Annotated in this window: 25 protein-coding genes, 1 other RNA gene and 1 pseudogene; 12 read left to right on the top strand and 15 right to left on the bottom strand. The window is 60.5% G+C overall.

Annotation, left to right across the window (positions count from 1 at the left end; all coding sequences use genetic code 11):
• Positions 1 to 159 precede the first annotated feature (159 nt).
• The 3 genes from ubiH to CXK96_RS11460 are packed head-to-tail and all read right to left on the bottom strand — an operon-like array spanning position 160 to position 3,238.
• Positions 160 to 1,338 carry a 2-octaprenyl-6-methoxyphenyl hydroxylase gene (ubiH, locus tag CXK96_RS11470; RefSeq protein ID WP_102836580.1) on the bottom strand — a complete coding sequence of 393 codons (1,179 nt, stop codon included), beginning with the start codon at positions 1,336 to 1,338 and terminating at the stop codon, positions 160 to 162.
• Positions 1,339 to 2,670: a Xaa-Pro aminopeptidase gene (gene pepP / locus CXK96_RS11465; RefSeq protein ID WP_102836579.1), complete on the bottom strand. Its 1,332-nt coding sequence runs from the start codon at positions 2,668 to 2,670 to the stop codon at positions 1,339 to 1,341. It lies immediately after the preceding gene.
• Between the two features lie 13 nt (positions 2,671 to 2,683).
• Complete coding sequence (locus CXK96_RS11460) at positions 2,684 to 3,238, bottom strand: YecA family protein (RefSeq protein ID WP_102836578.1); 555 nt, start codon at positions 3,236 to 3,238, stop codon at positions 2,684 to 2,686.
• A 124-nt stretch (positions 3,239 to 3,362) separates the two neighbouring features.
• Here CXK96_RS11460 and CXK96_RS11455 point away from each other — a divergent pair, with 124 nt between their 5' ends.
• From CXK96_RS11455 to CXK96_RS11440, 4 genes are all read left to right on the top strand, one after another.
• Positions 3,363 to 3,572 (top strand): TIGR02449 family protein, encoded by a 210-nt coding sequence (locus tag CXK96_RS11455; protein ID WP_102836577.1) that lies wholly within the window; start codon positions 3,363 to 3,365, stop codon positions 3,570 to 3,572.
• Positions 3,569 to 3,883, top strand: a complete 315-nt coding sequence (locus CXK96_RS11450) for a cell division protein ZapA (RefSeq protein ID WP_046161525.1) — start codon at positions 3,569 to 3,571, stop codon at positions 3,881 to 3,883. Before CXK96_RS11455 ends, CXK96_RS11450 begins: the two co-directional genes overlap by 4 nt.
• A gap of 33 nt (positions 3,884 to 3,916) precedes the next feature.
• Positions 3,917 to 4,095: non-coding RNA, 6S RNA (gene ssrS, locus CXK96_RS11445), on the top strand.
• A gap of 6 nt (positions 4,096 to 4,101) precedes the next feature.
• Positions 4,102 to 4,704 (top strand): 5-formyltetrahydrofolate cyclo-ligase, encoded by a 603-nt coding sequence (locus tag CXK96_RS11440; protein WP_102836576.1) that lies wholly within the window; start codon positions 4,102 to 4,104, stop codon positions 4,702 to 4,704.
• 50 nt (positions 4,705 to 4,754) lie between these two features.
• Here CXK96_RS11440 and CXK96_RS11435 read toward each other — a convergent pair whose 3' ends face one another.
• The gene (locus CXK96_RS11435) at positions 4,755 to 4,940 is read right to left on the bottom strand and encodes a hypothetical protein (protein WP_045423487.1); all 186 of its coding nucleotides are present in this window, start codon (positions 4,938 to 4,940) and stop codon (positions 4,755 to 4,757) included.
• 157 nt (positions 4,941 to 5,097) lie between these two features.
• Here CXK96_RS11435 and CXK96_RS11430 point away from each other — a divergent pair, with 157 nt between their 5' ends.
• On the top strand, positions 5,098 to 5,547 hold the full coding sequence (locus CXK96_RS11430) for an EVE domain-containing protein (protein WP_102836575.1): 450 nt from the start codon (positions 5,098 to 5,100) through the stop codon (positions 5,545 to 5,547).
• A 27-nt stretch (positions 5,548 to 5,574) separates the two neighbouring features.
• On the opposite strand, the gene CXK96_RS11425 is transcribed toward CXK96_RS11430, so the two are convergent.
• Positions 5,575 to 5,982, bottom strand: coding sequence for a flagellar basal body-associated protein FliL (locus CXK96_RS11425; RefSeq protein ID WP_102836574.1), 408 nt, complete (start codon positions 5,980 to 5,982; stop codon positions 5,575 to 5,577).
• A 186-nt stretch (positions 5,983 to 6,168) separates the two neighbouring features.
• Between CXK96_RS11425 and CXK96_RS11420 the strand changes: the two genes are divergently transcribed.
• Positions 6,169 to 7,146 (top strand): NADPH:quinone oxidoreductase family protein, encoded by a 978-nt coding sequence (locus tag CXK96_RS11420; protein WP_045423482.1) that lies wholly within the window; start codon positions 6,169 to 6,171, stop codon positions 7,144 to 7,146.
• A gap of 52 nt (positions 7,147 to 7,198) precedes the next feature.
• On the opposite strand, the gene secB is transcribed toward CXK96_RS11420, so the two are convergent.
• From secB to CXK96_RS11405, 3 genes are all read right to left on the bottom strand, one after another.
• A complete protein-coding gene (gene secB / locus CXK96_RS11415; protein ID WP_102836573.1) occupies positions 7,199 to 7,693 on the bottom strand; it encodes a protein-export chaperone SecB in 495 nt (164 codons plus the stop codon).
• 89 nt (positions 7,694 to 7,782) lie between these two features.
• Positions 7,783 to 8,037 carry a glutaredoxin 3 gene (gene grxC / locus CXK96_RS11410; RefSeq protein ID WP_045423478.1) on the bottom strand — a complete coding sequence of 85 codons (255 nt, stop codon included), beginning with the start codon at positions 8,035 to 8,037 and terminating at the stop codon, positions 7,783 to 7,785.
• 2 nt (positions 8,038 to 8,039) lie between these two features.
• The gene (locus CXK96_RS11405; protein ID WP_102836572.1) at positions 8,040 to 8,453 is read right to left on the bottom strand and encodes a rhodanese-like domain-containing protein; all 414 of its coding nucleotides are present in this window, start codon (positions 8,451 to 8,453) and stop codon (positions 8,040 to 8,042) included.
• Between the two features lie 140 nt (positions 8,454 to 8,593).
• On the opposite strand from CXK96_RS11405, the gene gpmI reads away from it, so the two are divergent.
• The 4 genes from gpmI (at position 8,594) to CXK96_RS11385 (ending at position 13,750) form a co-directional block, all read left to right on the top strand.
• Entirely contained in the window at positions 8,594 to 10,129 is a 1,536-nt protein-coding gene (gene gpmI, locus CXK96_RS11400) for a 2,3-bisphosphoglycerate-independent phosphoglycerate mutase (protein ID WP_102836571.1), read from the top strand.
• Positions 10,130 to 10,285: 156 nt separating this feature from the next.
• On the top strand, positions 10,286 to 11,554 hold the full coding sequence (locus CXK96_RS11395; RefSeq protein ID WP_102836570.1) for a murein hydrolase activator EnvC family protein: 1,269 nt from the start codon (positions 10,286 to 10,288) through the stop codon (positions 11,552 to 11,554).
• A gap of 42 nt (positions 11,555 to 11,596) precedes the next feature.
• Positions 11,597 to 12,934, top strand: coding sequence for a S41 family peptidase (locus CXK96_RS11390; RefSeq protein WP_102836569.1), 1,338 nt, complete (start codon positions 11,597 to 11,599; stop codon positions 12,932 to 12,934).
• Between the two features lie 3 nt (positions 12,935 to 12,937).
• Positions 12,938 to 13,750 carry a divergent polysaccharide deacetylase family protein gene (locus CXK96_RS11385; protein ID WP_180981517.1) on the top strand — a complete coding sequence of 271 codons (813 nt, stop codon included), beginning with the start codon at positions 12,938 to 12,940 and terminating at the stop codon, positions 13,748 to 13,750.
• Between the two features lie 7 nt (positions 13,751 to 13,757).
• Here the strand turns inward: CXK96_RS11385 and CXK96_RS11380 are convergent.
• The 7 genes and pseudogenes from CXK96_RS11380 to hisB all read right to left on the bottom strand — a co-directional run bounded on the left by CXK96_RS11380 (position 13,758) and on the right by hisB (position 18,846).
• A pseudogene (locus CXK96_RS11380) lies at positions 13,758 to 14,503 on the bottom strand (substrate-binding periplasmic protein).
• 302 nt (positions 14,504 to 14,805) lie between these two features.
• Positions 14,806 to 15,552: a substrate-binding periplasmic protein gene (locus CXK96_RS11375; protein WP_102836568.1), complete on the bottom strand. Its 747-nt coding sequence runs from the start codon at positions 15,550 to 15,552 to the stop codon at positions 14,806 to 14,808.
• 91 nt (positions 15,553 to 15,643) lie between these two features.
• Positions 15,644 to 16,414 carry an imidazole glycerol phosphate synthase subunit HisF gene (hisF, locus tag CXK96_RS11370; protein WP_046161518.1) on the bottom strand — a complete coding sequence of 257 codons (771 nt, stop codon included), beginning with the start codon at positions 16,412 to 16,414 and terminating at the stop codon, positions 15,644 to 15,646.
• A gap of 95 nt (positions 16,415 to 16,509) precedes the next feature.
• Positions 16,510 to 17,253 carry a 1-(5-phosphoribosyl)-5-[(5-phosphoribosylamino)methylideneamino]imidazole-4-carboxamide isomerase gene (gene hisA / locus CXK96_RS11365; RefSeq protein ID WP_102836567.1) on the bottom strand — a complete coding sequence of 248 codons (744 nt, stop codon included), beginning with the start codon at positions 17,251 to 17,253 and terminating at the stop codon, positions 16,510 to 16,512.
• 101 nt (positions 17,254 to 17,354) lie between these two features.
• The gene (locus CXK96_RS11360) at positions 17,355 to 17,615 is read right to left on the bottom strand and encodes a DUF2164 domain-containing protein (protein WP_102836566.1); all 261 of its coding nucleotides are present in this window, start codon (positions 17,613 to 17,615) and stop codon (positions 17,355 to 17,357) included.
• Positions 17,615 to 18,253: an imidazole glycerol phosphate synthase subunit HisH gene (gene hisH, locus CXK96_RS11355; RefSeq protein ID WP_102836565.1), complete on the bottom strand. Its 639-nt coding sequence runs from the start codon at positions 18,251 to 18,253 to the stop codon at positions 17,615 to 17,617. Before hisH ends, CXK96_RS11360 begins: the two co-directional genes overlap by 1 nt.
• Positions 18,253 to 18,846 carry an imidazoleglycerol-phosphate dehydratase HisB gene (gene hisB, locus CXK96_RS11350; RefSeq protein ID WP_102836564.1) on the bottom strand — a complete coding sequence of 198 codons (594 nt, stop codon included), beginning with the start codon at positions 18,844 to 18,846 and terminating at the stop codon, positions 18,253 to 18,255. Before hisB ends, hisH begins: the two co-directional genes overlap by 1 nt.
• Positions 18,847 to 19,077: 231 nt before the next feature.
• On the opposite strand from hisB, the gene CXK96_RS11345 reads away from it, so the two are divergent.
• Positions 19,078 to 19,476 (top strand): acetyl-CoA sensor PanZ family protein, encoded by a 399-nt coding sequence (locus CXK96_RS11345; protein ID WP_102836563.1) that lies wholly within the window; start codon positions 19,078 to 19,080, stop codon positions 19,474 to 19,476.
• Between the two features lie 165 nt (positions 19,477 to 19,641).
• Positions 19,642 to 21,867 carry an AsmA family protein gene (locus CXK96_RS11340; RefSeq protein ID WP_102836562.1) on the top strand — a complete coding sequence of 742 codons (2,226 nt, stop codon included), beginning with the start codon at positions 19,642 to 19,644 and terminating at the stop codon, positions 21,865 to 21,867.
• Positions 21,868 to 21,872 lie beyond the last annotated feature (5 nt).

Raw genomic sequence — 21,872 nt, 5'->3', positions numbered from 1 at the left:
TACTGCTCTCTCCTGCCCGTCTAGCCTGCATACAGTCGGTCCGCTCGCGCGCCAACGCGTCCTCGAGCATCCTACCTCTGGGTTCAGCCGCAGCGGCTGATCGAAATACTGCTGGTCCGACGTGTCGGTACTTGCTAACGCAGCATACTCGACTCAGTCCTAACGCTCGCGCACGCCCATCCCCATAGCCTGTCGTGCAAACCAGGCTTTGGCGGGTGGCAGCAAATCCAACCCTAGCAATCCGAGATTTCGCCCGGCGACCGATAGGCGCCCCGACTCACCGAACAGCTGGGTCAGTTGATCGGAAAAACCTACCGTGAGTCGCTGATCCGAACGCTGCTGCTGATGGTAGCCCTGCAGTACGCTCAGGTCGCCCAGCGGCGCCGAACTGCGCAACAGCGCGACCGCTAGCGCCTCGGTGTCCCGCAGGGATAGGTTGTAACCCTGCCCGGCAATCGGGTGCAAGCTGTGTGCAGCATTGCCCAACACGACCAGACCGGAGCGCACCTGTTCTTGCGCCTCTATCAGCACAAGCGGATAAAGGTGCCGCGCGCCAACCTGTTGGAACCCCCCAAGCCGATAGCCGAACGCCTGCTGCAGCTCCTCTAGAAACTCGGCTTCAGGGGCTGCGGCAAGACGCGCGGCATCCCGCTCCGGGCGAGTCCAGACGAGAGCGCAACGGTTATCAGGCAGCGGCAGCAGCGCCATCGGTCCTTCATCTGTGAAACGCTCGAACGCGCGGCCGCCGTGGGGGGTGCCGGGCGTTACATTGGCGATCAGCGCCGTCTGCCCATAAGGAGACTGTTTGACCTCGATACCGAGGTGCTCTCGCAACCCCGAGCGGCCACCGTCGGCCAGCACTGCGAGATCGCAGTCGAGCGTTTGACTGTCAGTCAACGTCAGCCGATAGCCGCCCGGCACCACTCGCATGTGTTCGACTTCGGCAGGGCAGCGGCGGGTCACCACATCGTCATCAAGAGCTTGCCAGAGGCAGTGACCGATCCAAGCATTCTCCACGACGTAACCCAGCGCTGGCACTTGCTGGCTGGCGGCATCGAGCCGAGTGACGCCTGCCCGCCCGCGGTCGGAGACATGAATATCGGTAATTGGCTCTGCGCGCTCGGCGATTTGATCCCACACGCCTAAACGCTGGTAGATAAGCCGTGTGCCGTAGGACAACGCCGTAGAACGTGCGTCGTAGCTCGGCTGATAGTCGTGGCCCGGCTCGAATGGCTCAATCAGCTCGATTGTCCAGCCGCGTTCTTTAGCGCCACACTGCAGTGCCAACGCCAAACTGGCGCCAACCAGCCCACCCCCAACGATCGCCAGCGCAGCCATCTACGCAACCTCGGCGGAAACCGCCATCAGTGCCTCGATCTCGGCAACCGTCTTAGGCACGCCGTTCGTGAGAATCTCACAACCATGGCGAGTCACCACCACATCATCTTCGATGCGTACGCCGATGCCGCGCCACTTCTTCGCCACGTCCATGTTATCCACGGCGACATAAATCCCCGGCTCGACGGTCATCGCCATGCCCGGCTCAAGCACACGCCATTCGCCGCCGACTTTGTAATCCCCAACATCATGCACATCCATACCCAGCCAGTGGCCGGCGCGATGCATGTAAAAAGGTTTGTAGGCTTCATCGGCAATCAACTCGCCGACATCGCCATTGAGCAGTCCCAGTTCCACTAGCCCGGCGGTGATGACTCGCACGGTCGCCTCGTGTGCCTCGTTCCAGTGCTTACCAGGCGCAATGTGCTTGAACGCCTCTTCGTTGGCAGCCAGCACCAGTTCGTAAATGGCTTTTTGCTCGGGCGAGAAACGGCCGTTGACCGGAAACGTTCGGGTGATGTCACTGGCGTAGCAGTCAATTTCACAACCGGCGTCGATCAACACCAGATCGCCGTCCTTCAGCAGCGCATCGTTCTCGCGGTAGTGCAGGATGCAGGCATTCTTTCCAGCCGCGACTATTGACCCATAAGCGGGCATCTTCGCCCCGCCCTTGCGAAACTCATAATCGAGCTCAGCTTCAAGGTGGTATTCATAGAGTCCCGCACGGCTGGCCTGCATGGCTCGAATATGGGCACGCGCAGAAATCTCTGCCGCCTGCATCATCACCTTCATCTCGTTCGCCGACTTGTACAGCCGCAAGTCGTGCAGCAGGTGATCGAGCGCAACAAACTCGTTCGGCGGCTGCGCACCCTGTCGAGCCTTGGAGCGGATGGTGTTGATCCACTCCATCAACCGGTGGTCGAACTCCTGATTGCTGCCGATGGCGTAGTAGACGCGAGAGCGGCCCTCGATCAGACCGGGAAGAATGTCGTCGATATCCCCGATAGGAAACGCGTCATCCGCGCCATACTCCGTGATCGCGCCGTCCTGCCCCGCGCGCAGGCCATCCCACAACTCGCGAGCCGGATCGCGCTCGCGACAGAACAACACATACTCACCGTGCTCCCGGCCTGGGATCAGCGCAATCACAGCCTCAGGCTCGGGGAACCCGGAGAGATACTGAAAATCACTGTCCTGACGGTAGATATGCTCGACGTCACGGTTGCGTATATACATCGGCGCTGCCGGCAGGATGGCAATGCTGTTGGGCTCCATCTCCGCCATCAGCGCCTTGCGCCGGCGAACGTATTCGGTTCTCGGAATGCGGGTCATGGACAGGCGGTCCTCAATGCAGGGAGGGCTTGGGTGTCGGCGGTACGGGTTTTGCGCACTCGGTGAATAACAGCAAGGGCGCAACGCGCAGGTATTCCATGACTTCCATGTAGTCGCTTTCGCCGTCCTCGGACTCGTCCAGCGAATCCTGAATCTGGGCGATGGCCGCCAAGTCCTGTAAAACTTCGACGGCCTCGCCACTCAGCGCACGGTCACCGGCAACCAGCCCGAAGCCGGCCAGAAAGCTCTGGCACCACTGCCCCAGTGCGAGCGCGCGCTCGGCAAGCGGTGCATCATCGGAGGGCAGCAGCAGGACAATGGCAATGTCATCGCCGGCGAGTTCGCCTTTGACCATCTCCTGCAGTCCGATGAGTGCTTGGCGCACCGGCTCGTCGGGTTCGGCACCCAGCAGCTCGACAGCATCGATCAGCCAGGATTCGGCGTCGAAGCCAGCGCCGGCGCAGCTGCGCCCGAGCAACAGACCGTGCAGCTCGGCGGGTGTGACGGGTTGGGCACTGCTGGCCAACAATGTAGCGAAAGCAGCGTAAGGCGAGTTCTGAATGGGCATTGGCAGCTAGGCGCGCAGAGGCGCTAATGTCTAGAATGAAGGCCTTGTATCCTAGCATCGGCACACGAGCCAAGACCATCGAAGCCGGCCCACCCAGCGCTCGCGCCATTGACCCGGGAATCCCATGGAAGACGCCGACCTGCAATTGCTGACCGCCAAGCTGGAGCAGCTGATTCAGCGCACCGAGCAACTCAAGGCGCAGAATCGTCTCCTGCGCCAGAGTGAGCAGGGGTGGCGCGAGGAGCGCGCTCATCTGATTGAAAAGAACGAAATGGCCCGCGTGAAGGTCGAATCAATGATTTCGCGCCTGAAAGCTCTGGAGCAGGACTCATGACCCAGCCGAACACCGTTACCGTGCACATCATGGACAAGGAATATTGCATTTCTTGCCCGCCCGAAGAGCGTAGCAATCTCGAAGGCGCCGCCCATTATCTGGACCGCAAGATGCGCGAGATTCGCAGCAGCGGCAAAGTCATTGGCGCCGACCGCGTTGCGGTCATGGCAGCGCTGAACATCACACATGAGCTGCTGCACAAGCATGACCGCCTGGACGCCGAAGCCAACAGTGCCCGCGAGCATGTTCGCTCTTTGCTGGAAAGAGTCGACAGCGCTTTAGCCGCCGATCCAAACCCTACCGGCAACTGATGAACGGAAGCCAGATTGCGTTATAATCCCGCCCACTCCCTGGCATGTTCGCCAGTCTGCGATGACCCTCTCCCGATAAGCAACACCATGGAGGCTACACGTAGTGCCGGTGTGCATGTCCGCCTGACGGAAAGCCTTAAGGTACTCTGTAGTCGCCACCTTGAACTCTCGGGTTCAAGGGCCTACGCGGGCAGCGGCATGCTGGGGAGCCTCATCTCATGATCGTAGCCAAAGACCTTTCTCGCCCGGCGCTGCGACGTCAACTGCGCCAGGCGCGCCGCCAACTGTCTCCGACCCAGCAACGGCTGGCAGCACGAGAACTCTACCGTCAACTTGCCCAGCACCCGGCGTTTCGTCGCGCTCGCCATATCGCCTTTTATCTGCCCAACGACGGCGAGATCGACCCCCGCCCGTTAATGCTTGAAGCACAGCGTCGCGGCAAGGCGACCTATCTGCCAGTGCTCAACGCTTGGCCGCGGACGCGCATGGTGTTTCAACGGATCATGCCGAACGAGCGTCTGAGGCCGAATCGCTTTGGCATCGCAGAACCCGCGTTTCGCCCAAACCGGCAACGGCGTATCTGGACACTCGATCTGATATTGATGCCTTTGGTCGGGTTCGACGAGCACGGCGGACGCCTGGGCATGGGCGGCGGCTTTTATGACCGAAGCCTGGCCTACCGCGGCAGGCGCAAAAATGGTCACAAACCGACACTTCTTGGGCTCGCACATGAGTGTCAGAAGGTGGACCGACTACCGCTAGAACCCTGGGATGTGAGCTTGCAGGCTACCGTGACGGACCAGAGCTGGTACGGGGGATGAGGCGGGTGACGCGGAGGGTATCGCTAGCCGCATCCATGCGGCGGACTCGATCAGCGTTGAAGCTGCTGAGAGTGACTGATCGGAACCATCGAAGACGAATCTCCTGATTGCTCCCAAAGACCCTGTGTATAGCCGGTAGTGACGACACCGAGGCCAAAGATCAGCACCAATATCCAAAGAATATCTGGCTTGCGTTTCATAGTTTTCGCCTCCCCCTGCCAGGCGAATAGTTTCATTCGAGTCAGTATCGTTTTAGTTTTTCAGACTCGACAATGCCAACCTCAAGCGCGGCATTCTCCGCTATGCACCGATGCTGCGCAAACAGGCGTTGCGACCGGTTGTCGGGGAGTTTCGCTTGAGAACCCAAGATGCAGATAGCAGCGAGCAAAGACCATGCCGTACTGGCTCATGAAGTCCGAACCCGATGAGTTTTCAATCGCAAACCTACAGCAACTCGGAACCGGTCGTTGGGACGGCGTGCGCAATTATCAAGCGCGCAACTTCCTACGAAACATGATCGAAGGGGACCTGTTCTTCTTCTATCACTCCAGCTGCGCAGTACCGGGTATCGCCGGCATCGGAAAAATCACCCGCAGCGCTTATCAGGACCCAACTGCACTGGATACCGATAGCGCGTATTACGATGCAAAGGCAACTACGTCCAAAAACCCCTGGGATGCTGTGGACGTAGGCTTCGTCGAGCGTTTTCCGGTGACGTTGACGCTGCCTCAACTGAAGGCGCAGCCGGCGCTTTCGCAGATGCCGCTCGTCAAGAAAGGTAGTCGGCTCTCGGTCATGCCTGTTACCGAGACGGAATGGCAGGCCGTGCTTTCACTCCGTTGAGTCAACAAGCCGCCCCTAGAACCACGACTACTGAATGATCAGATTGTTGAACAGCAGGTCGTCGACCAAGGGCTTGCCTTCTTCTTGCGTCAACACCGCCTGCACCTGTTTTAGCGCTTCCTGACGTAACGCTTCCTTGGCTTCGACCGAGCCAAGGCTGGCGTCCGTTTGCTGGGAAAACAGTATGACCAGCTGATTCCGAATGAGCGGCTCATGGTGCTTGACCTTGGCTTCGGCTTCGCTACCGGTCACTCGCAGCGCGATATCTGCCTTGTAGTACTTGAGCTTACCGTCGGAACCATAGTTGCCGACCAACGCGGGTACCAGCCCGTAGTAAATGGTCTTTGAAGCTGCACCCTCTTCGGGCTCGGGGGAGTTGGCGAATACGGGCAGCGCGAGGCCCAGGGCCAGACAGAGAAGAATGATGCGTTTCACAGGACTGCTCCTAGGGCTATTGGCGCCAGCATACCCAGTGATACGCACGGACCCAAGCCCAGCCTTATGAATTGCCATCAGAGCCGAACATGCTCGTTGCGTCGACCGAGCAGCCTTCTAGACTGACCGGACACAACCCAGGCCATGAGTGCCATCAGTCCAGATACGACAATAAAAGGAAACTCGATGAAAGCTGTCCTGTGCAAAGCATTCGGCCCGGCCGAAAATCTCGTCGTAGAAGAGTGCGACAGCCCTCAGATCAAGAAGGGCGACGTGCTGCTCGATGTGCACGCAGCGGGCGTCAACTTCCCAGACACACTGATCATCGAGGGCAAGTATCAGTTCAAGCCACCATTTCCGTTTTCACCCGGCGGCGAGGCGGCCGGGGTGGTCGCGGCCGTCGGCGAAAAGATTACGCACCTGAAGGTTGGTGACCGCGTCATGGGCCTGACCGGCTGGGGCAGTTTCGCCGAACAGGTCGCGGTACCTGGGCACAACGTATTGCCGATTCCTCAGGAGATGGATTTCGAGACCGCCGCGGCTTTCAGCATGACCTACGGCACCTCGATGCATGCACTGAAGCAGCGCGCCAATCTGCAGCCGGGCGAAACCTTGCTGGTCCTCGGCGCGTCCGGCGGGGTCGGCCTGGCTGCCGTAGAGATCGGCAAGGCAATGGGGGCAAAGGTCATTGCCGCCGCCTCGACTGCCGAGAAGCTGGAAGTAGCAAAAAAAGCAGGAGCCGACGAACTCATCAACTACAGCGAAACCAGTCTCAAGGAAAAGCTGAAAGAGCTTACTGCTGGCCAGGGCGTCGACGTCATCTACGACCCGGTTGGCGGCGCACTGTTCGAGGAAGCGTTTCGTAGCATCGCCTGGAATGGTCGAATGCTGGTGGTCGGTTTCGCAGCAGGAGATATCCCCTCGCTTCCTGCTAACCTGCCACTTCTGAAAGGCGCCTCGCTTGTGGGTGTGTTCTGGGGTTCTTTTGCCCAACGGCAGCCACACGACAATGCGGCGAACTTCAAGCAGCTGTTCGCATGGCACGCCGAGGGCAAGCTGAAGCCACTGGTGTCACAGACATTTGCTCTGGAGCAGGCAGCCGATGCAATCAATACGCTGGGGCAGCGCAAGGCAGTGGGTAAGCTGGTCGTGAAGGTCCGCTAAAGAGGATTCGCTCGTTGCCCACAGCCGTGTGCAACGAGCGGCAGCCGCCGAATCAATGCGCGGTAGCTGGAGTCTCGCCGCCCTGCTGCATGCGGGCCATTTCCTGGGCGTAGAGCGCATCGAAGTTCACTGGCGCCAACATCAGCGCAGGGAATGAGCCGCGCGTGACCAGGCTGTCGAGTGTTTCCCGCGCATAGGGGAACAGGATATTCGGGCAAAACGCGCCAAGCGTGTGGCTCATGGCCTGCGCTTCGAGACCCTTGATCAAGAAGATACCCGCCTGCTGCACTTCAGCAATGAAGGCCACTTCCTCTCCGGTTTTGACCGTTACGGAAAGCGTCAGGACGACCTCATGGAAATCACCTTCCAGCGATTTCTGCTTGGTGTTCAGATCCAGCGCAACGCTCGGATTCCATTCCTGGCGGAAGATTTCCGGACTCTTTGGGGCTTCGAAAGAGAGGTCACGGACGTAGATCCGCTGCAGGGAAAACTGCGCGCCCTGCTCTTCCTGACCTGCGGCGGCACCGTTGTTTGCTTGTTCAGTCATGTGAAGCCTTCTCGCTGTGCATGTCGTATTTGAGTCGCGCCGCCCGTAGCGGAATTCTCATCCGTTACCGACAGGCCGTTTTTATCGATTCACGCCTGGAGCATCGCATCCAGGCGGCCTGCCCGCTCCAACGCGTGCAGCTCGTCGCAGCCACCGACGTGCTCGTCACCAATCCATATCTGCGGGACAGAAGTTCTTCCAGCCTTCGCCGCCATTTCCGAGCGCAACGCAGGCTTACCGTCGACAGGAATTTCTTCGTAGCTGACGCCTTTGCGATCAAGCAGGCTCTTGGCCCTGATACAGAACGGGCACCAGGCGGTGGTGTACATGACGACTTTCGACATAGTTATTTAACCACTGGCAGATTTTCGCCGCGCCAGCTGGAAATTCCTCCGGACAGTTTCGCGGCAGTTAAGCCCGCCTTCTGCAGCTCACGGCAAGCCGTTCCGGCGTGCTGGCCCATGGCATCGACGACGATAATCGTCTTGCCCTTGTGCTTTTCCAGCTCGCCCAGTCGGCTGACCAGCTTCTCGTGGGGAATGTTCAATGAATCGACGATATGGCCGGCGTCGAACTCCTTCTTCGCGCGCACGTCCAACACCACGCCTTCATCGCGGTTGACCAGGCCGGTCAGTTCGCGGTTGCTCAGGCTCTTGCCACCCTTGCGTGCCTCGGTGATGGCAAGAAGAATCAGCAACACCAGAAAGATGCTGACCAGAACATAGTGATTAGAGACAAATTCAATCAGGTTAGCGACCATCTAAAGGGTACCCGGGGGATAAAATGCGGGCCAGTATACACAGCCCCCCCACCGTGCTGAACCCTGCGGATCGTGACGCCTAACCGGCCAACTATTAGACTGGCCGCCTTTTTTCGCGACCTGTGCAAGGAGCCCGACACATGCCCGCCGCGCCCAAACCCTTGGTATTGATGATCCTCGACGGCTTCGGACACAGTGACAGTCCCGAATTCAATGCCATCCACGCCGCCAACAAGCCAGTCTATGACCGCCTGCTGGCCAGCCAACCGCACGGCTTGATTTCAGGCAGCGGCATGGATGTCGGTTTGCCGGACGGCCAGATGGGCAACTCCGAAGTCGGCCACATGAATCTGGGTGCAGGCCGAGTTGTGTACCAAGACTTCACGCGGGTCACTAAATCCATCCGCGACGGCGAGTTTTTCGAAAACCCGACCATTTGCACCGCAGTGGACAAAGCCGTGGGTGCAGGCAAAGCGGTACATATCCTCGGCTTGCTTTCCGACGGTGGCGTCCACAGTCACCAGGACCACTTGGTCGCGATGGCGGAACTGGCCGCCAAGCGCGGCGCCGAGAAAATCTACCTGCATGCATTCCTCGACGGCCGCGACACGCCACCGAAAAGCGCACAGCACTCAATCGAACTGATGCAGGCAACCTTTACCCGACTGGGTAAGGGTCGCGTCGCAAGCCTGATCGGCCGCTACTTCGCCATGGATCGCGACAACCGCTGGGACCGGGTCGAACAGGCGTACAGCCTGATCGTCGACGGCAAGGCCGAACACCGCGCCGACTATGCAGTTGACGGTTTGATTGCCGCCTACGAGCGCGGCGAGAGCGATGAGTTCGTCAAGGCCACCACCATTGGCGAGCCAGTCCGCGTGGAGGACGGTGATGCCGTGGTGTTCATGAACTTCCGAGCCGATCGCGCACGTGAATTGACCCGCTGCTTTGTCGAGCCTGGCTTCAACGAATTCCAGCGCGCCCGTGTGCCGGCGCTGGCTGGCTTCGTCATGCTGACCCAATATGCCGCGAGCATCCCGGCGCCAAGCGCCTTTGCTCCGGAAGGCCTGACGAACGTGCTCGGTGAATACCTGGCGAACAATGGCAAGACCCAGCTACGTATCGCCGAGACAGAGAAGTACGCTCACGTCACCTTCTTCTTCTCGGGCGGCCGCGAGGAACCCTTTGCCGGCGAAGAGCGCATCTTGATTCCCTCTCCGCAGGTCGCCACCTACGACATGCAGCCGGAAATGAGCGCGCCAGAGGTGACCGATCGCATCGTCGATGCCATCGAGAACCAGCGATTTGATGTGATCATCGTCAACTACGCCAACGGTGACATGGTTGGCCATACCGGTGTTTTCGAGGCCGCGGTCAAGGCCGTGGAATGCCTGGACAAGTGTGTTGGACGGATCGTCGAAGCGCTGGACAAGGTCGGCGGCGAAGCGCTGATCACCGCCGATCACGGCAACGTCGAGCAGATGGAAGACGTGATGACCGGACAGGCACACACAGCTCATACGTGCGAGCCGGTACCCTTCATCTATGTGGGCAAGCGCAACCTGACCATCCGCGAAGGCGGCGTGCTCGCCGATGTGGCACCGACCATGCTGACGCTGCTGGGCATGTCGGTACCCCCAGAGATGACCGGACGCTCAATTGTCGAGCTGAGCTGAATCGCTCTAGCTACTAAACGCCACGAGACAAGCACCGATACGCCGGCAAAGGCGTACCGGTTATCGCCCACGTCATCTGTAGCAGATGGCGTGCAGCCTGCCCGTGCTTTTTTAGGCATACTACGACGGTCGTTGAACTCTCGGTTACGCCCTCTCATGTCCCGTATATTTCTCGTGTTCGCACTGTTCTGCCTGCTTGGCTCAGCCATTGCGGACGAGCGCGCGGATGCGCGCAAGCAGATCGAAGCGGCACGCCAGGACGTCGCGGAATTGCAGAAGCTACTCAAACAGATCGAACAGGAGAAATCCGCGGTCCAGAAGCAACTGCAGACGACCGAAAGCGAAATGGGCCAGCTGGAGAAACAGGTCGACTCCTTGCAACAGGAAATCGATCGCAGCGAGGCCGAGTTGGAACGCCTCAATGACGAGAAAGCCACGCTTGAAGGCGCCCGTATCGAACAACAGCGTCTGATCGGCATACAGGCACGCGCGGCTTATCAGAGCGGTCGTGAGGAATACCTGAAGCTGCTACTCAACCAGCAGAATCCGGAAAAATTCAGCCGCACCCTGACCTACTACGACTACCTCAGCAAAGCCCGCTTCGAGCAGCTCGAAAGCTTCAATGAAACGCTGCGTCAGCTGGCCGGCGTCGAAGCCGGTATTGAGAAGCAGCAGGCCACGCTGGCCGAGCAGCAGGACGGCCTCAAACAACGGCGAGCGCAACTGGCCGAGGTCCGTGAGGAGCGCCAATTGGCGCTGGCCAAACTCGATAAGGACCTGTCCAGCCGCGACCAGAAGCTCAAAGCACGCAAGCAGGAGCAGGCGCAGCTGGAGCGCGTACTCAAGACCATTGAAGAAACCCTTGCGCGCCAGGCGCGGGAAGCCGAACAAGCGCGCCAACGTGAACTGGCCATGGCCCGCGAGCGCGAACAAGAGCAGGCGCGTCAACAGCAGGCCGGCCGCCCTAGCCCAGCACCGTCCGGCCCGCTCGTCTCAAGTGCGGGCGGAAATTTTGGCGGTCCTTTCGCCAAGGCCAAGGGCAAGCTGCCCTGGCCGGTAGACGGAAGATTGGTGGCACGCTACGGCACTCCGCGCGGCGGCGATGCTCGAACCAAGTGGGACGGCGTGCTGATTGGCGCTGACGTTGGCACTCAAGTCCGAGCTGTGCATGGAGGCCGCGTGGTCTTCGCCGATTGGTTGCGTGGTGCCGGCCTGCTGGTGATCCTCGATCACGGCAACGGTTATCTCAGCCTTTATGGACACAATCAGAGTCTGCTGCGTGATGCAGGAGACATCGTCAAGGCAGGCGACCCAATTGCCACCGTAGGAACCAGTGGCGGGCAAGAGGCTGCCGCACTGTATTTCGCCATTCGCCAACAGGGTCGCCCGAGCGATCCGGCACAATGGTGTCGCGCTCAGGGATAGGCCAATCAGGCCTTAGCGCGCCCCTCACAACTGGAGTCAGACATGCTGCACCTGTGCCGTTTTGCCCAACCCACCACCCTGGCCCTGACCATCATGCTAGGGATGCACGGTAGCGCCTTGGCGCAGCAATCGCCCCCGGAGATCGCCCCAGAACCGCTCCAGTTGAACACCGCGACGCAAAAAGCGCCTCTGCCACTGGAAGAACTGCGGACTTTTGCCGAAGTACTGGACCGGATCAAGGCCGCATACGTGGAGCCGGTCGACGACAAAACACTGTTGGAGAATGCCATCAAGGGCATGCTCAGCAACCTCGACCCCCATTCCGCCTACCTTGAACCCGATGCATTCGCCGAACTTCAGGAGAGCACCAGCGGGGAGTTCGGCGGCCTGGGCGTCGAAGTCGGGATCGAAGACGGCTTCATCAAGGTGGTATCGCCGATCGACGATACCCCGGCGTCCAAGGCCGGCATCGAAGCGGGCGATCTGATCATCAAGATCGACGGCAAGCCGACCAAGGGGATGTCGATGATGGATGCGGTGGGCATGATGCGCGGCAAACCCGGCAGCGACATATCGCTTTCGCTGGTGCGCGAGGGCGGCAAGCCTTTTACGGTCAAGCTCACCCGCGCCGTGATCAAGGTAAACAGCGTCAAGAGTCAGCTGCTTGAGTCGGGCTATGGCTACCTGCGCGTCACGCAATTCCAGATCAATACTGGCGAGGAAGTGGGTAAGGCCCTGGCACGATTGCGCAAGGAAAATGGCAAGAAGCTCAACGGACTGGTGCTCGATCTGCGCAACAATCCCGGAGGGGTGCTCCAAGCGGCAGTGGAGGTATCCGACCATTTCCTGACTGACGGACTGATCGTCTATACCAAGGGCCGTATCGCCAACTCCGAATTGCGCTTCAACGCAGACGCGGCCGACGCCAGCGAAGGCGTTTCGCTGGTCGTGCTGATCAATGGAGGCAGCGCCTCGGCGTCGGAAATCGTGGCCGGCGCCTTGCAGGATCAGAAACGTGGCGTGGTCATGGGGACCGACAGCTTTGGTAAAGGCTCGGTGCAGACGGTACTTCCGCTGAATAACGACCGAGCTCTGAAGCTCACCACTGCGCTTTATTACACGCCTAATGGTCGCTCCATCCAGGCCCAGGGAATCGAGCCGGATATTCGGGTCACCCGCGCCAAACTGACGCGTGAACAATCTGCGGAAGGCATTCGCGAGGCCGATCTGGCCGGGCACCTTGGCAATGGCAACGGGGGCGAGGACCGGCCCACAACGGCGCCGATCGTCAGTGAATCTCCACGCCCTCAGGATGAGGACTACCAACTCGGTCAGGCGCTGAATCTGCTCAAGGGGTTGAACCTCACCCGCGGCCAGTAGTTGATGCCCAGGGTTTTAGTTTTGCTGTTGGGAGTATTGGTTCCGCTTGCGGCTGTTGGCGCAACGGATATCGCGCCCCATGACAACGGCGATGCCGTCGATCTGGCATCCGTTTCGCGAATGCCCAAACTGGCATTGGTCATGGATGACCTAGGCCAGAACGCGGCGCGCGATGCACGCGTTCTGGCCTTGCCTGGCCCTGTGGGCTTGGCGATTCTGCCTGACACTCGGCATGCCACAGAGCTGGCGGAGCGAGCTAACGCGGCAGGCAAGACCGTCATGTTGCACCTGCCCATGGCCCCTGCTGATGGGCCATACGCTTGGCAACCGCAGCTGCCTGCAGCGGAGCTCGACCGGCGGCTGAACGATGCCCTCGCAAAGGTGCCGCATGCCAGCGGTGTTAACAATCACATGGGCAGCCAGATGACCGACCGCCAAGAGCCCATGGCCTCGCTCATGCGCGAGCTGCAACAACGCCACCTGTTCTTTCTCGACAGCCGTACCAATGCCGCTACCGTTGCAGCTGCGACTGCGCAACGCATCGGCCTGGCGAGTCTTTCTCGTGACATTTTTCTCGATGACGACCCCAGCCCCGAAGCCGTGGCTGCGCAGTTTCGCGCCGCCGTACAGCTCGCTCGCAGGCAGGGTTCAGTGGTGGTGATCGGTCACCCACACCCGGCAACGCTCGCCCTGTTGGAGCGGGAGCTGCCGAAGCTGGCTGCTCAGGGTATCGACTGGGTGGACCTCGGCCAGATGATCGCCACTCGAGGCAATCGCGCCATGACCGCCCATGGCGCAAACGGCCTGTATCGATGAGGACAGGTCAGAGATAGCGACGCATGATGGCGTCGATGGCGCCATCACTCTTCATCTCATTCAGCGCTTTCTGCAATCTTGAGACGACTTCATCCGGCGTCTCTTTGTTCAGCGCAAGAAACAACTGCGCGTCGTTGAAACGCAACACCGTGGTCAGACCGCTCACCCCCTCCTGCTTCGCCAGGTAGGGCCCGACCGGGTCGGTTGTCGCCCAGAGATCTATCTGCCCCTTGGGCAGCTTGCCGATGTTTTCCTGGTCGCGCAGTGAGTTGATCGGCTCGAAACCCTTGCTTTCCAAGTGCTGGCTAACCGCGTCGTTCTTGTAGGCGCCGACCTGGTACTGCTTGGCCTGCTCAAGCGAGCTCAGCCGCATCGGGCTGCCTGCCGGGGCCAGCAGCACCCATCCGGTACTGGCCAGCGGGCCGACCCATTTGAACAGCGGCTCACGCTCAGGTGTATAGGTGGTAGAAACAGTCCCTGATCGGGATGCTCCAGGACCTGGTTGTAGATGCGCTCCCAGGGGAAACGCAGCGTCAGGCTGTAATCAATCTCGGCACGCTTGAACATCTCGCGCACGATCTCGGCATTGATCCCGCTGATGTTGTGGTCTGCTGCATAGTTCTTGCCGTCCGCTGCCATATTGAACGGCGGGAAATTCTCGGTCAGTAGCACCACCTTGTAGTCTTCAGGCAGTGCTGCCCTGGCCGAGACTGCCATTACCAGCAATAGCCCGGCCGCTAGAATTCGTCTCATCGCACCCTCCCCCGTATGCAAAACATCCACAGGCGACACAACGCTGACAACTGACTAGCAGAGCCCTTGCGTGTTTCGCACCTCTAATGTTTAGCAACTTGCGATCCAGGCGTAGCGTGGCTACGGCCGAAATGGGACGAACCGCACAAACTTGAGCATCATATTGCCATCACCCCAGGCCCTTACAGCTGCGCGACGGGCGAAACGGAAGGAGACTCCCCCGTGCTCGCTGAGGAGACTCAGCATAGCGTTCCGAAACGGGGCGCTGTGGTACAACTACGCTACGAATCGGAACAGACCGCTTACAGATAGCGACCTTGGATACTGTCTAGCGTGCCGTCAGCGCGCATCTGCTCCAGCGTGGCCTGCAGCCTGGCTACGGTCTCATCAGGGACACCTTTGTTGAGCGCCAGGTAGAGCTCCGCACTGTCGAACTTGAGCACCCGCTTTAGGCCGTTTACGCCTTGCTGCTTGGCCAGGTAGCGCCCAGCCGGATCACCGGTGGCCCAGAGGTCGATCGTGCCGCCCTGGAGCTTGTCCACGTTGGTTTGGTCGCGCAGGACCAGCGACGGCTCCAACCCCTGTGCCGCGAGGTGTTCGGCAATCGCATCACCCTTGTAGGCGCCAATGCGGTACTGGCTGGCCTGCTCGAGACTGCTGACTTCGATCGTGCTGTCGCCCCTCGCCAACAGCACCCAGTCGTCCGGACCGATCGGCCCCACCCACTTGAAGAGCTCTTCCCGCTCCGGCAACCGAGCAGTGACGAATACGCCGTACCCTGGCATCTCCAGAGCCATCTTGTAAATCCGCTCCCAGGGGAAACGCAGCGTCAGCGTGTACTCCACACCGGCACGCTTGAACATTTCGCGGACGATGTCGGCGGCGATACCCGTAATGTTTTCGTCGCGCGCAAAATTCTTGCCGTCGACTGCCATGTTGTAGGGCGGGAAATTTTCGGTGAGCAGATTGATTGGTTCCGGCGCGGAGTGCGCAGCAGAAGTGATCAGCGACAGGCTGGCGGCCAGCGACAACAATGTGTTTTTGAACATGGCGGGGTTCCCTGATGCGGCAGCCGCGGTATGTCGCGGCTGTGTCCTTGTATGTTGTAAGTGCAGCTTCGAGCAGTCCGGTACGCGCCGATCAGCGCATCACGATGCCGCAGCTGGCCATATAGGCCTTGGCTTCCGGCACGGTGTACTCGCCGAAATGGAAGATGCTTGCGGCCAGCACCGCATCGGCCTTGCCTTGCAGAACGCCATCGGCCAGATGCTGCAGATTGCCGACGCCACCAGAGGCGATCACCGGAATATGCACCGCTTCGCTGATCGCCCGAGTCACACCCAGGTCGTAGCCACTCTTGACGCCGTCCTGGTCCATGCTGGTCAGGAGGATTTCGCCAGCGCCCAGCGCTTCCATCTTCTGCGCCCACAGCACGGCGTCGAGCCCGGTCGGCTTGCGCCCACCGTGAGTAAAGATCTCCCAACGCGGGGTTTCGCCCGGCTTGGAAACCCGCTTGGCATCGATGGCAACGACAATGCACTGCGAGCCGAACCGATCGGCCGCTTCACCGACGAACTCCGGCGTGAACACCGCGGCGGTGTTGATCGAGACCTTGTCGGCGCCGGCGTTGAGCAGGTTGCGAATATCCTGCACCGAGCGCACACCGCCGCCGACGGTCAGCGGAATGAACACCTGGCTAGCCATGCGCTCGACCGTATGCAGCGTGGTGTCGCGGTTGTCGACGCTGGCAGTGATATCGAGGAAGGTGATCTCGTCAGCGCCCTGTTCGTCGTAGCGACGGGCGATCTCCACCGGATCACCGGCATCGCGGATGTTTTCAAACTGGACGCCCTTGACCACGCGGCCGTTGTCCACGTCGAGGCAGGGAATGATGCGTTTGGCCAAGGCCATGGTCGATCTCTCTCGTAGGGTGGACAACCGCGCAGCGTTGTCCACCGGGTCACCGGATGCACGGCGGACAAGCGAAGCTTTGTCCGCCCTACGGCTTATTCGTCCTTGTACTTCAGATCGCAGAGCGCCTGCGCCTCGGCAACATCGAGCGTGCCCTCATAGATCGCACGACCGGTAATTGCGCCGACAATCCCGCGCGTGTTGGTGTCGAGCAGCTTCTGGATGTCACCGATGTTGTGAATGCCGCCAGAGGCGATCACCGGGATGCGACTGGCATTGGCCAGCGCCACAGTGGCTTCGACGTTGCAGCCCTGCATCATGCCGTCCTTGGCGATGTCCGTGTAGACGATTGCCGAGACGCCATCAGCCTCGAAGCGTCGCGCCAGGTCGACAGCCTGAACACTGCTGACCTCAGCCCAGCCGTCGGTGGCGACAAAGCCGTCTTTTGCATCCAGGCCGACGATCACCTTGCCCGGGAAGGCGCGGCAGGCTTCGCCGACGAATTCCGGCTGCTTGACCGCCTTGGTGCCGATGATCACGTAGCTGACGCCAGCGCGAACGTAGTGCTCGATGGTTTCCAGCGAGCGGATGCCGCCACCGATCTGGATCGGCAGGTCGGGATAGCGCTTGGCGATTGCGGTGACCACTTCACCATTGACCGGCTGGCCTTCGAAGGCGCCGTTGAGATCGACCAGATGCAGGCGACGGCAGCCGGCCTCGACCCATTTGGCGGCCATGGCCACCGGGTCGTCGGAGAACACCGTGGCGTCGTCCATCAGGCCCTGACGCAGACGCACACAGGCGCCGTCCTTGAGATCGATGGCGGGAATGATCAGCATGCTTTTTCCTTCGTCAAACGAGCGGCAAGCTGCAAGCCGATAGCGGCGAGCATGCCTGCGTATCTATTTCTGGCAACGTCAGCAGAAGCCTGCCGCTGCCGCTAGTTTTTCTCGAGCGCCCACAGGTCGCTTTCGATGCTTTCGAAGCGCTCTTTCAGGTGCGTCTGCACGTCGAAGATCGCCTTGTTGTAATACAGCGGAGCGATCTCGCGAGCGAACAGATCGAGCACTTCCTGCGCCTCGAATGAACCCAGTTCCAACTCGAAGCGGTCTTCCAGAAAGCGCTTGATGATCTGCTGTGCGGCCTGTTCCTGAGCTGAATCCAGTGCCAAGACCGGCGCCTTGAGCTTCGCCCGGCTCATTACCAGCGGCCATCCCAGGCAGCGAAGTTCTGCAGCAGCTGCAAGCCGTGGGTATGGCTCTTCTCGGGATGAAACTGCACGGCAAAGCGCGAACCGTCGGCCAGCGCGGCGGCGAAATCTTGGCCGTAATGGCCACGGCCAACCACCTGGCGCGGATTACCGGCCTCAATGTAGTAGCTGTGCACGAAATAGAAGCGGCCATCGGCGGGTATGTTGTGCCAGAGCGGATGGCTGACAGCCTGCTCGACCTGGTTCCAGCCCATGTGCGGCACCTTGAGGCGCTCGCCGTCTTCTTCCAGATCCTTGCCGAAGAAACGCACCTGACCGGGAAACAGGCCAATGCAATCGACGCCGCCGTTCTCTTCGCTGCGCTCCATCAGTGCCTGCATACCCACGCAGATGCCGAGGAACGGCCGATCGACGCTGACTTCACGTACCAGCTCGTCAAAGCCCAGCCGGCGGATTTCAGCCATGCAATCGCGAATCGCGCCGACGCCGGGAAACACCACGCGATCGGCTTCGCGAATGACCTGGGCATCGCTGGTAATAAGCACCCGGCCGGCACCCACATGCTCGAGCGCCTTGGCGACCGAATGCAGGTTGCCCATGCCGTAATCGATGACTGCGACGGTCTGCATTACAGGCAACCTTTGGTCGACGGCATCTGCCCGGCCATGCGCTCATCCAGCGTCACCGCCATGCGCAGCGCGCGGCCGAACGCCTTGAACACGGTCTCGATCTGGTGGTGGGTGTTGTGCCCACGCAGGTTGTCGATGTGCAGGGTCACCAAGGCGTGGTTAACGAAGCCCTGGAAGAATTCCTGAAACAGATCGACATCGAAGCCGCCCACGCTGGCGCGGGTGTAGGGGACATGCATCTGCAGACCCGGACGCCCGGAAAAGTCGATCACCACGCGCGACAGCGCTTCATCCAATGGCACGTAGGAATGCCCGTAACGGGTCATGCCTTTCTTGTCGCCAACAGCTTTGGCGAATGCCTGGCCGAGGGTGATGCCAACGTCTTCGACGGTGTGGTGGTCATCAATGTGCAAATCGCCCTGGCATTCGATGTCCAGATCGATCAAACCGTGGCGGGCGATCTGGTCGAGCATATGCTCGAGAAACGGCACGCCGATGGCAAAGCGGCTCTTGCCGGTGCCGTCCAGGTTGATGGTGGCCTTGACCTGGGTTTCCAGGGTGTTGCGCTCTACGCAAGCCGTACGTTCGGACATCAACAGCTCCGCTGATCGTGGGGCGAAAAATGAGCCGCATTATAGGCCCAAACCTACCCTCGTCGATACGCGCCCAGCGGCTCGGCTGCTGCAAACTGCCGGCTGGCTGATCAAGCAGCACAGAGGCTGACCGCTCAACGACTCACCGGCCGGCCTATCGGCTGCGCTGTCGTGCGTCGCAGAGCCGGCACGGTTATCCTTTCCGTCACTCACCACAACAGCCAGGTCAACATGCCCGTTTTCGTTGAAGTCGTAACCGAGCCCAGCCAGCAGGACCGTATCGATCTGGCGAAAATCTTCGCCGACGCCCCAGCCTGGCTCCTGACGCCATACACAGATGCCACAGCCCTGATCGAGGCCGGGCTGGCCGACCACAGCCTGATCGCGGGTCGTTTCAATGACCGGCTGCTCGGTGCCGCCCTGTTGCAACGAGGCTCGCCCAACTGGCGTCTGTCGCACTTGTGCGTACGTAAGCTCACTCGCCGTCGGGGCGTAGGTGCACGCATCCTCGAAGAAAGTCGGCGTCTGGCCAGTGAAGCCGGGCAGGATCTGCACCTGGCGGCACCGGCAGACCAGCTGGAGGCTCAAGCATTGGCCGCACGGGCACATCTCCCGCTGGACGCGATATAAGCCCTGCCAACGTTTCTCCCCCGACTGTCATAGCGTCTGGCAGCACCGCCATCGCACACAGGAACCCAGGCGCAGGTAACCACTCCAACGCCAGCCACGGCAAAAGCCGTGGTTCGTAACGCTATACTCGCTGCTTTTGAAATGCCAAACACAAAGGACCTGTCCATGAAAGCGCTCGGCAAGATCCTGGGCCTGGTAATCCTCGGGTTGCTGCTCCTCATCGTCGCATTGGGCTTCGCCCTGACCCACCTGTTCGACCCTAACGACTACAAAGACGAGATCCGCACACTCGCTCGCGACAAGGCCGGACTCGAACTGAACATCGCCGGCGACATCGGCTGGAGCCTGTTTCCCTGGCTCGGCCTGGAACTGCACGACACCACTCTGGCCAGCGTACAGACACCCGAACAGCCCTTCGCCGACCTGCGCATGCTGGGGCTGTCGGTCCGGGTACTGCCGTTGCTAAGTCGCGAAGTGGAGATGAGCGACATCACCCTTAATGGGCTGAACCTGACACTTAACCGCGACGAGCAGGGACGTGGTAACTGGGAAGGCGTGGGCCGCCCGGCCACTAGCGAAACACCGCCAGACGCAACGCCACCCGCAAAAGCGGCCGAGCCTGGGGATGACGAGCAGACGGCCGATAACGCCAAGCGCCCGTTGCAACTGGACATCGACAGCCTGACCATCAGCGACGCACGAGTGACCTACCATGATGCACAGACCGGACAGCAGTTCAGCGCTGAAGGCATCGAACTGACCACGGGCGCCATTCGCGAAGCCACTTCTATTCCAATCAAGCTCAACGCCTTCTTCGGCAGCAACAAGCCGGTCATGCGCGCGCGTACCGAATTGCAGGGGGCGTTGCGCTTCGATACCAAGCTGCAGCGCTATCAGCTCGAGGATCTGCGCTTGAGCGGCGAGGCCTCTGGCGAACCCTTGCATGGCAAGACGCTGTCGTTCAGCGCCCAGGGCCAGCTTTTGGCCGACCTGGCTGCCGATATCGCCGAGTGGACCAGCCTCAAGTTCACAGCCAATCAATTGCGTGGTCTTGGCGAACTCAAGGCCCGTGATCTGCAGGACCAGCCAAAAATCACCGGCGCATTGTCGATCGCTGAATTCAACCTGCGTGAATTCCTCGAGAGCATCGGCCAACAGCTCCCGGCCATGGCCGACAACACCGCGCTGGGCAAGGCCGAGCTGGTCACCCGCCTTGCCGGCACCCCGACCAGCCTGACCTTCGAAGAGATCAATCTGAAGCTGGACGGCAGCACCTTTACCGGCCAAATCGCGCTCAGTGATTTTGCCAAGCAAGCATTGCGAGTCGACCTGAGCGGGGACCAGCTGAATCTCGACCGCTATTTGCCGCCGCCAGCAAAGGAAGACTCTGCCGGTGCTGCGCGTCAAAGCGAGGTCAAAGTTACCCAAGCGGCAGTTATCGGCAGTGGCACCACGCCGCTGCCAGACAAACCAACCCAGCAGGCATGGAGCAGCACCACTGCTCTGCCGGTCAGCGCCCTGCGCAATCTGGACACGCGCATCAATCTGAGCATCGACAACCTCACTGCAATGAAGCTGCCAGTAGACAACTTTGCCGTTAAAGCGCGCACTGCGGGCGGACTGCTGACGCTGGAGCAGTTGCGTGGCGGCCTCTACAACGGTCGAGTTGAAGCTTCCGCCAGTCTCGATGTCCGACCGCAGGTGCCCCTGATTACCGCCCAGACCCGCCTGGCCCGCGTCCCCATCGAAGGCCTGCTGCAAAGCCAGGGCGAAGAGGTGGTGATCAAAGGCCTGCTCAACCTGGACAGCGACATCCGCACCCAGGGCAACAGCCAGCAAGCCTGGATCGACAACCTCAACGGCAAGATCGGCTTCATCATCGACAACGGCATCCTTGTCGACGCCAACCTCGAGCAGCAGCTTTGTCGCGCCATTGCCACCCTCAACCGCAAGCCATTGAGCAGCGAGCCGCGCGGCAAGGACACGCCATTCCGCGAACTGAAAGGCAGCCTCACCCTGCGCAATGGCGTCGCCAGCAACCCCGACCTGAAGGTCAGCATTCCCGGCCTCACGGTGAACGGCGAGGGTGATGTTGACCTGCGCGTGCTCGGCATGGACTACCGCATCGGCCTCGTGATCGAGGGTGACAAGGGCGACATGCCCGACCCGGCCTGTGCAGTCAATGAACGGTATGTCGGTATCGAATGGCCGTTGCGCTGCCGCGGTCCGCTCGAACTGGGTGCCAAGGCCTGTCGCTTCGACAACGACCGCCTCGGCAAAATCGCCGCCCGGCTCGCCGGAGACAAGCTCAACGAGACCATCGAAGAGAAGCTGGGCGACAAGGTCAGTCCCGAATTGAAAGACGCACTGAAAGGCCTGTTCAATCGATGACCCAG

It is taken from the genome of Stutzerimonas stutzeri (assembly GCF_002890895.1).
In the GTDB taxonomy this organism is placed as follows: domain Bacteria; phylum Pseudomonadota; class Gammaproteobacteria; order Pseudomonadales; family Pseudomonadaceae; genus Stutzerimonas; species Stutzerimonas stutzeri_AB.
This window is presented reverse-complemented; position numbering and strand designations above follow the sequence as displayed.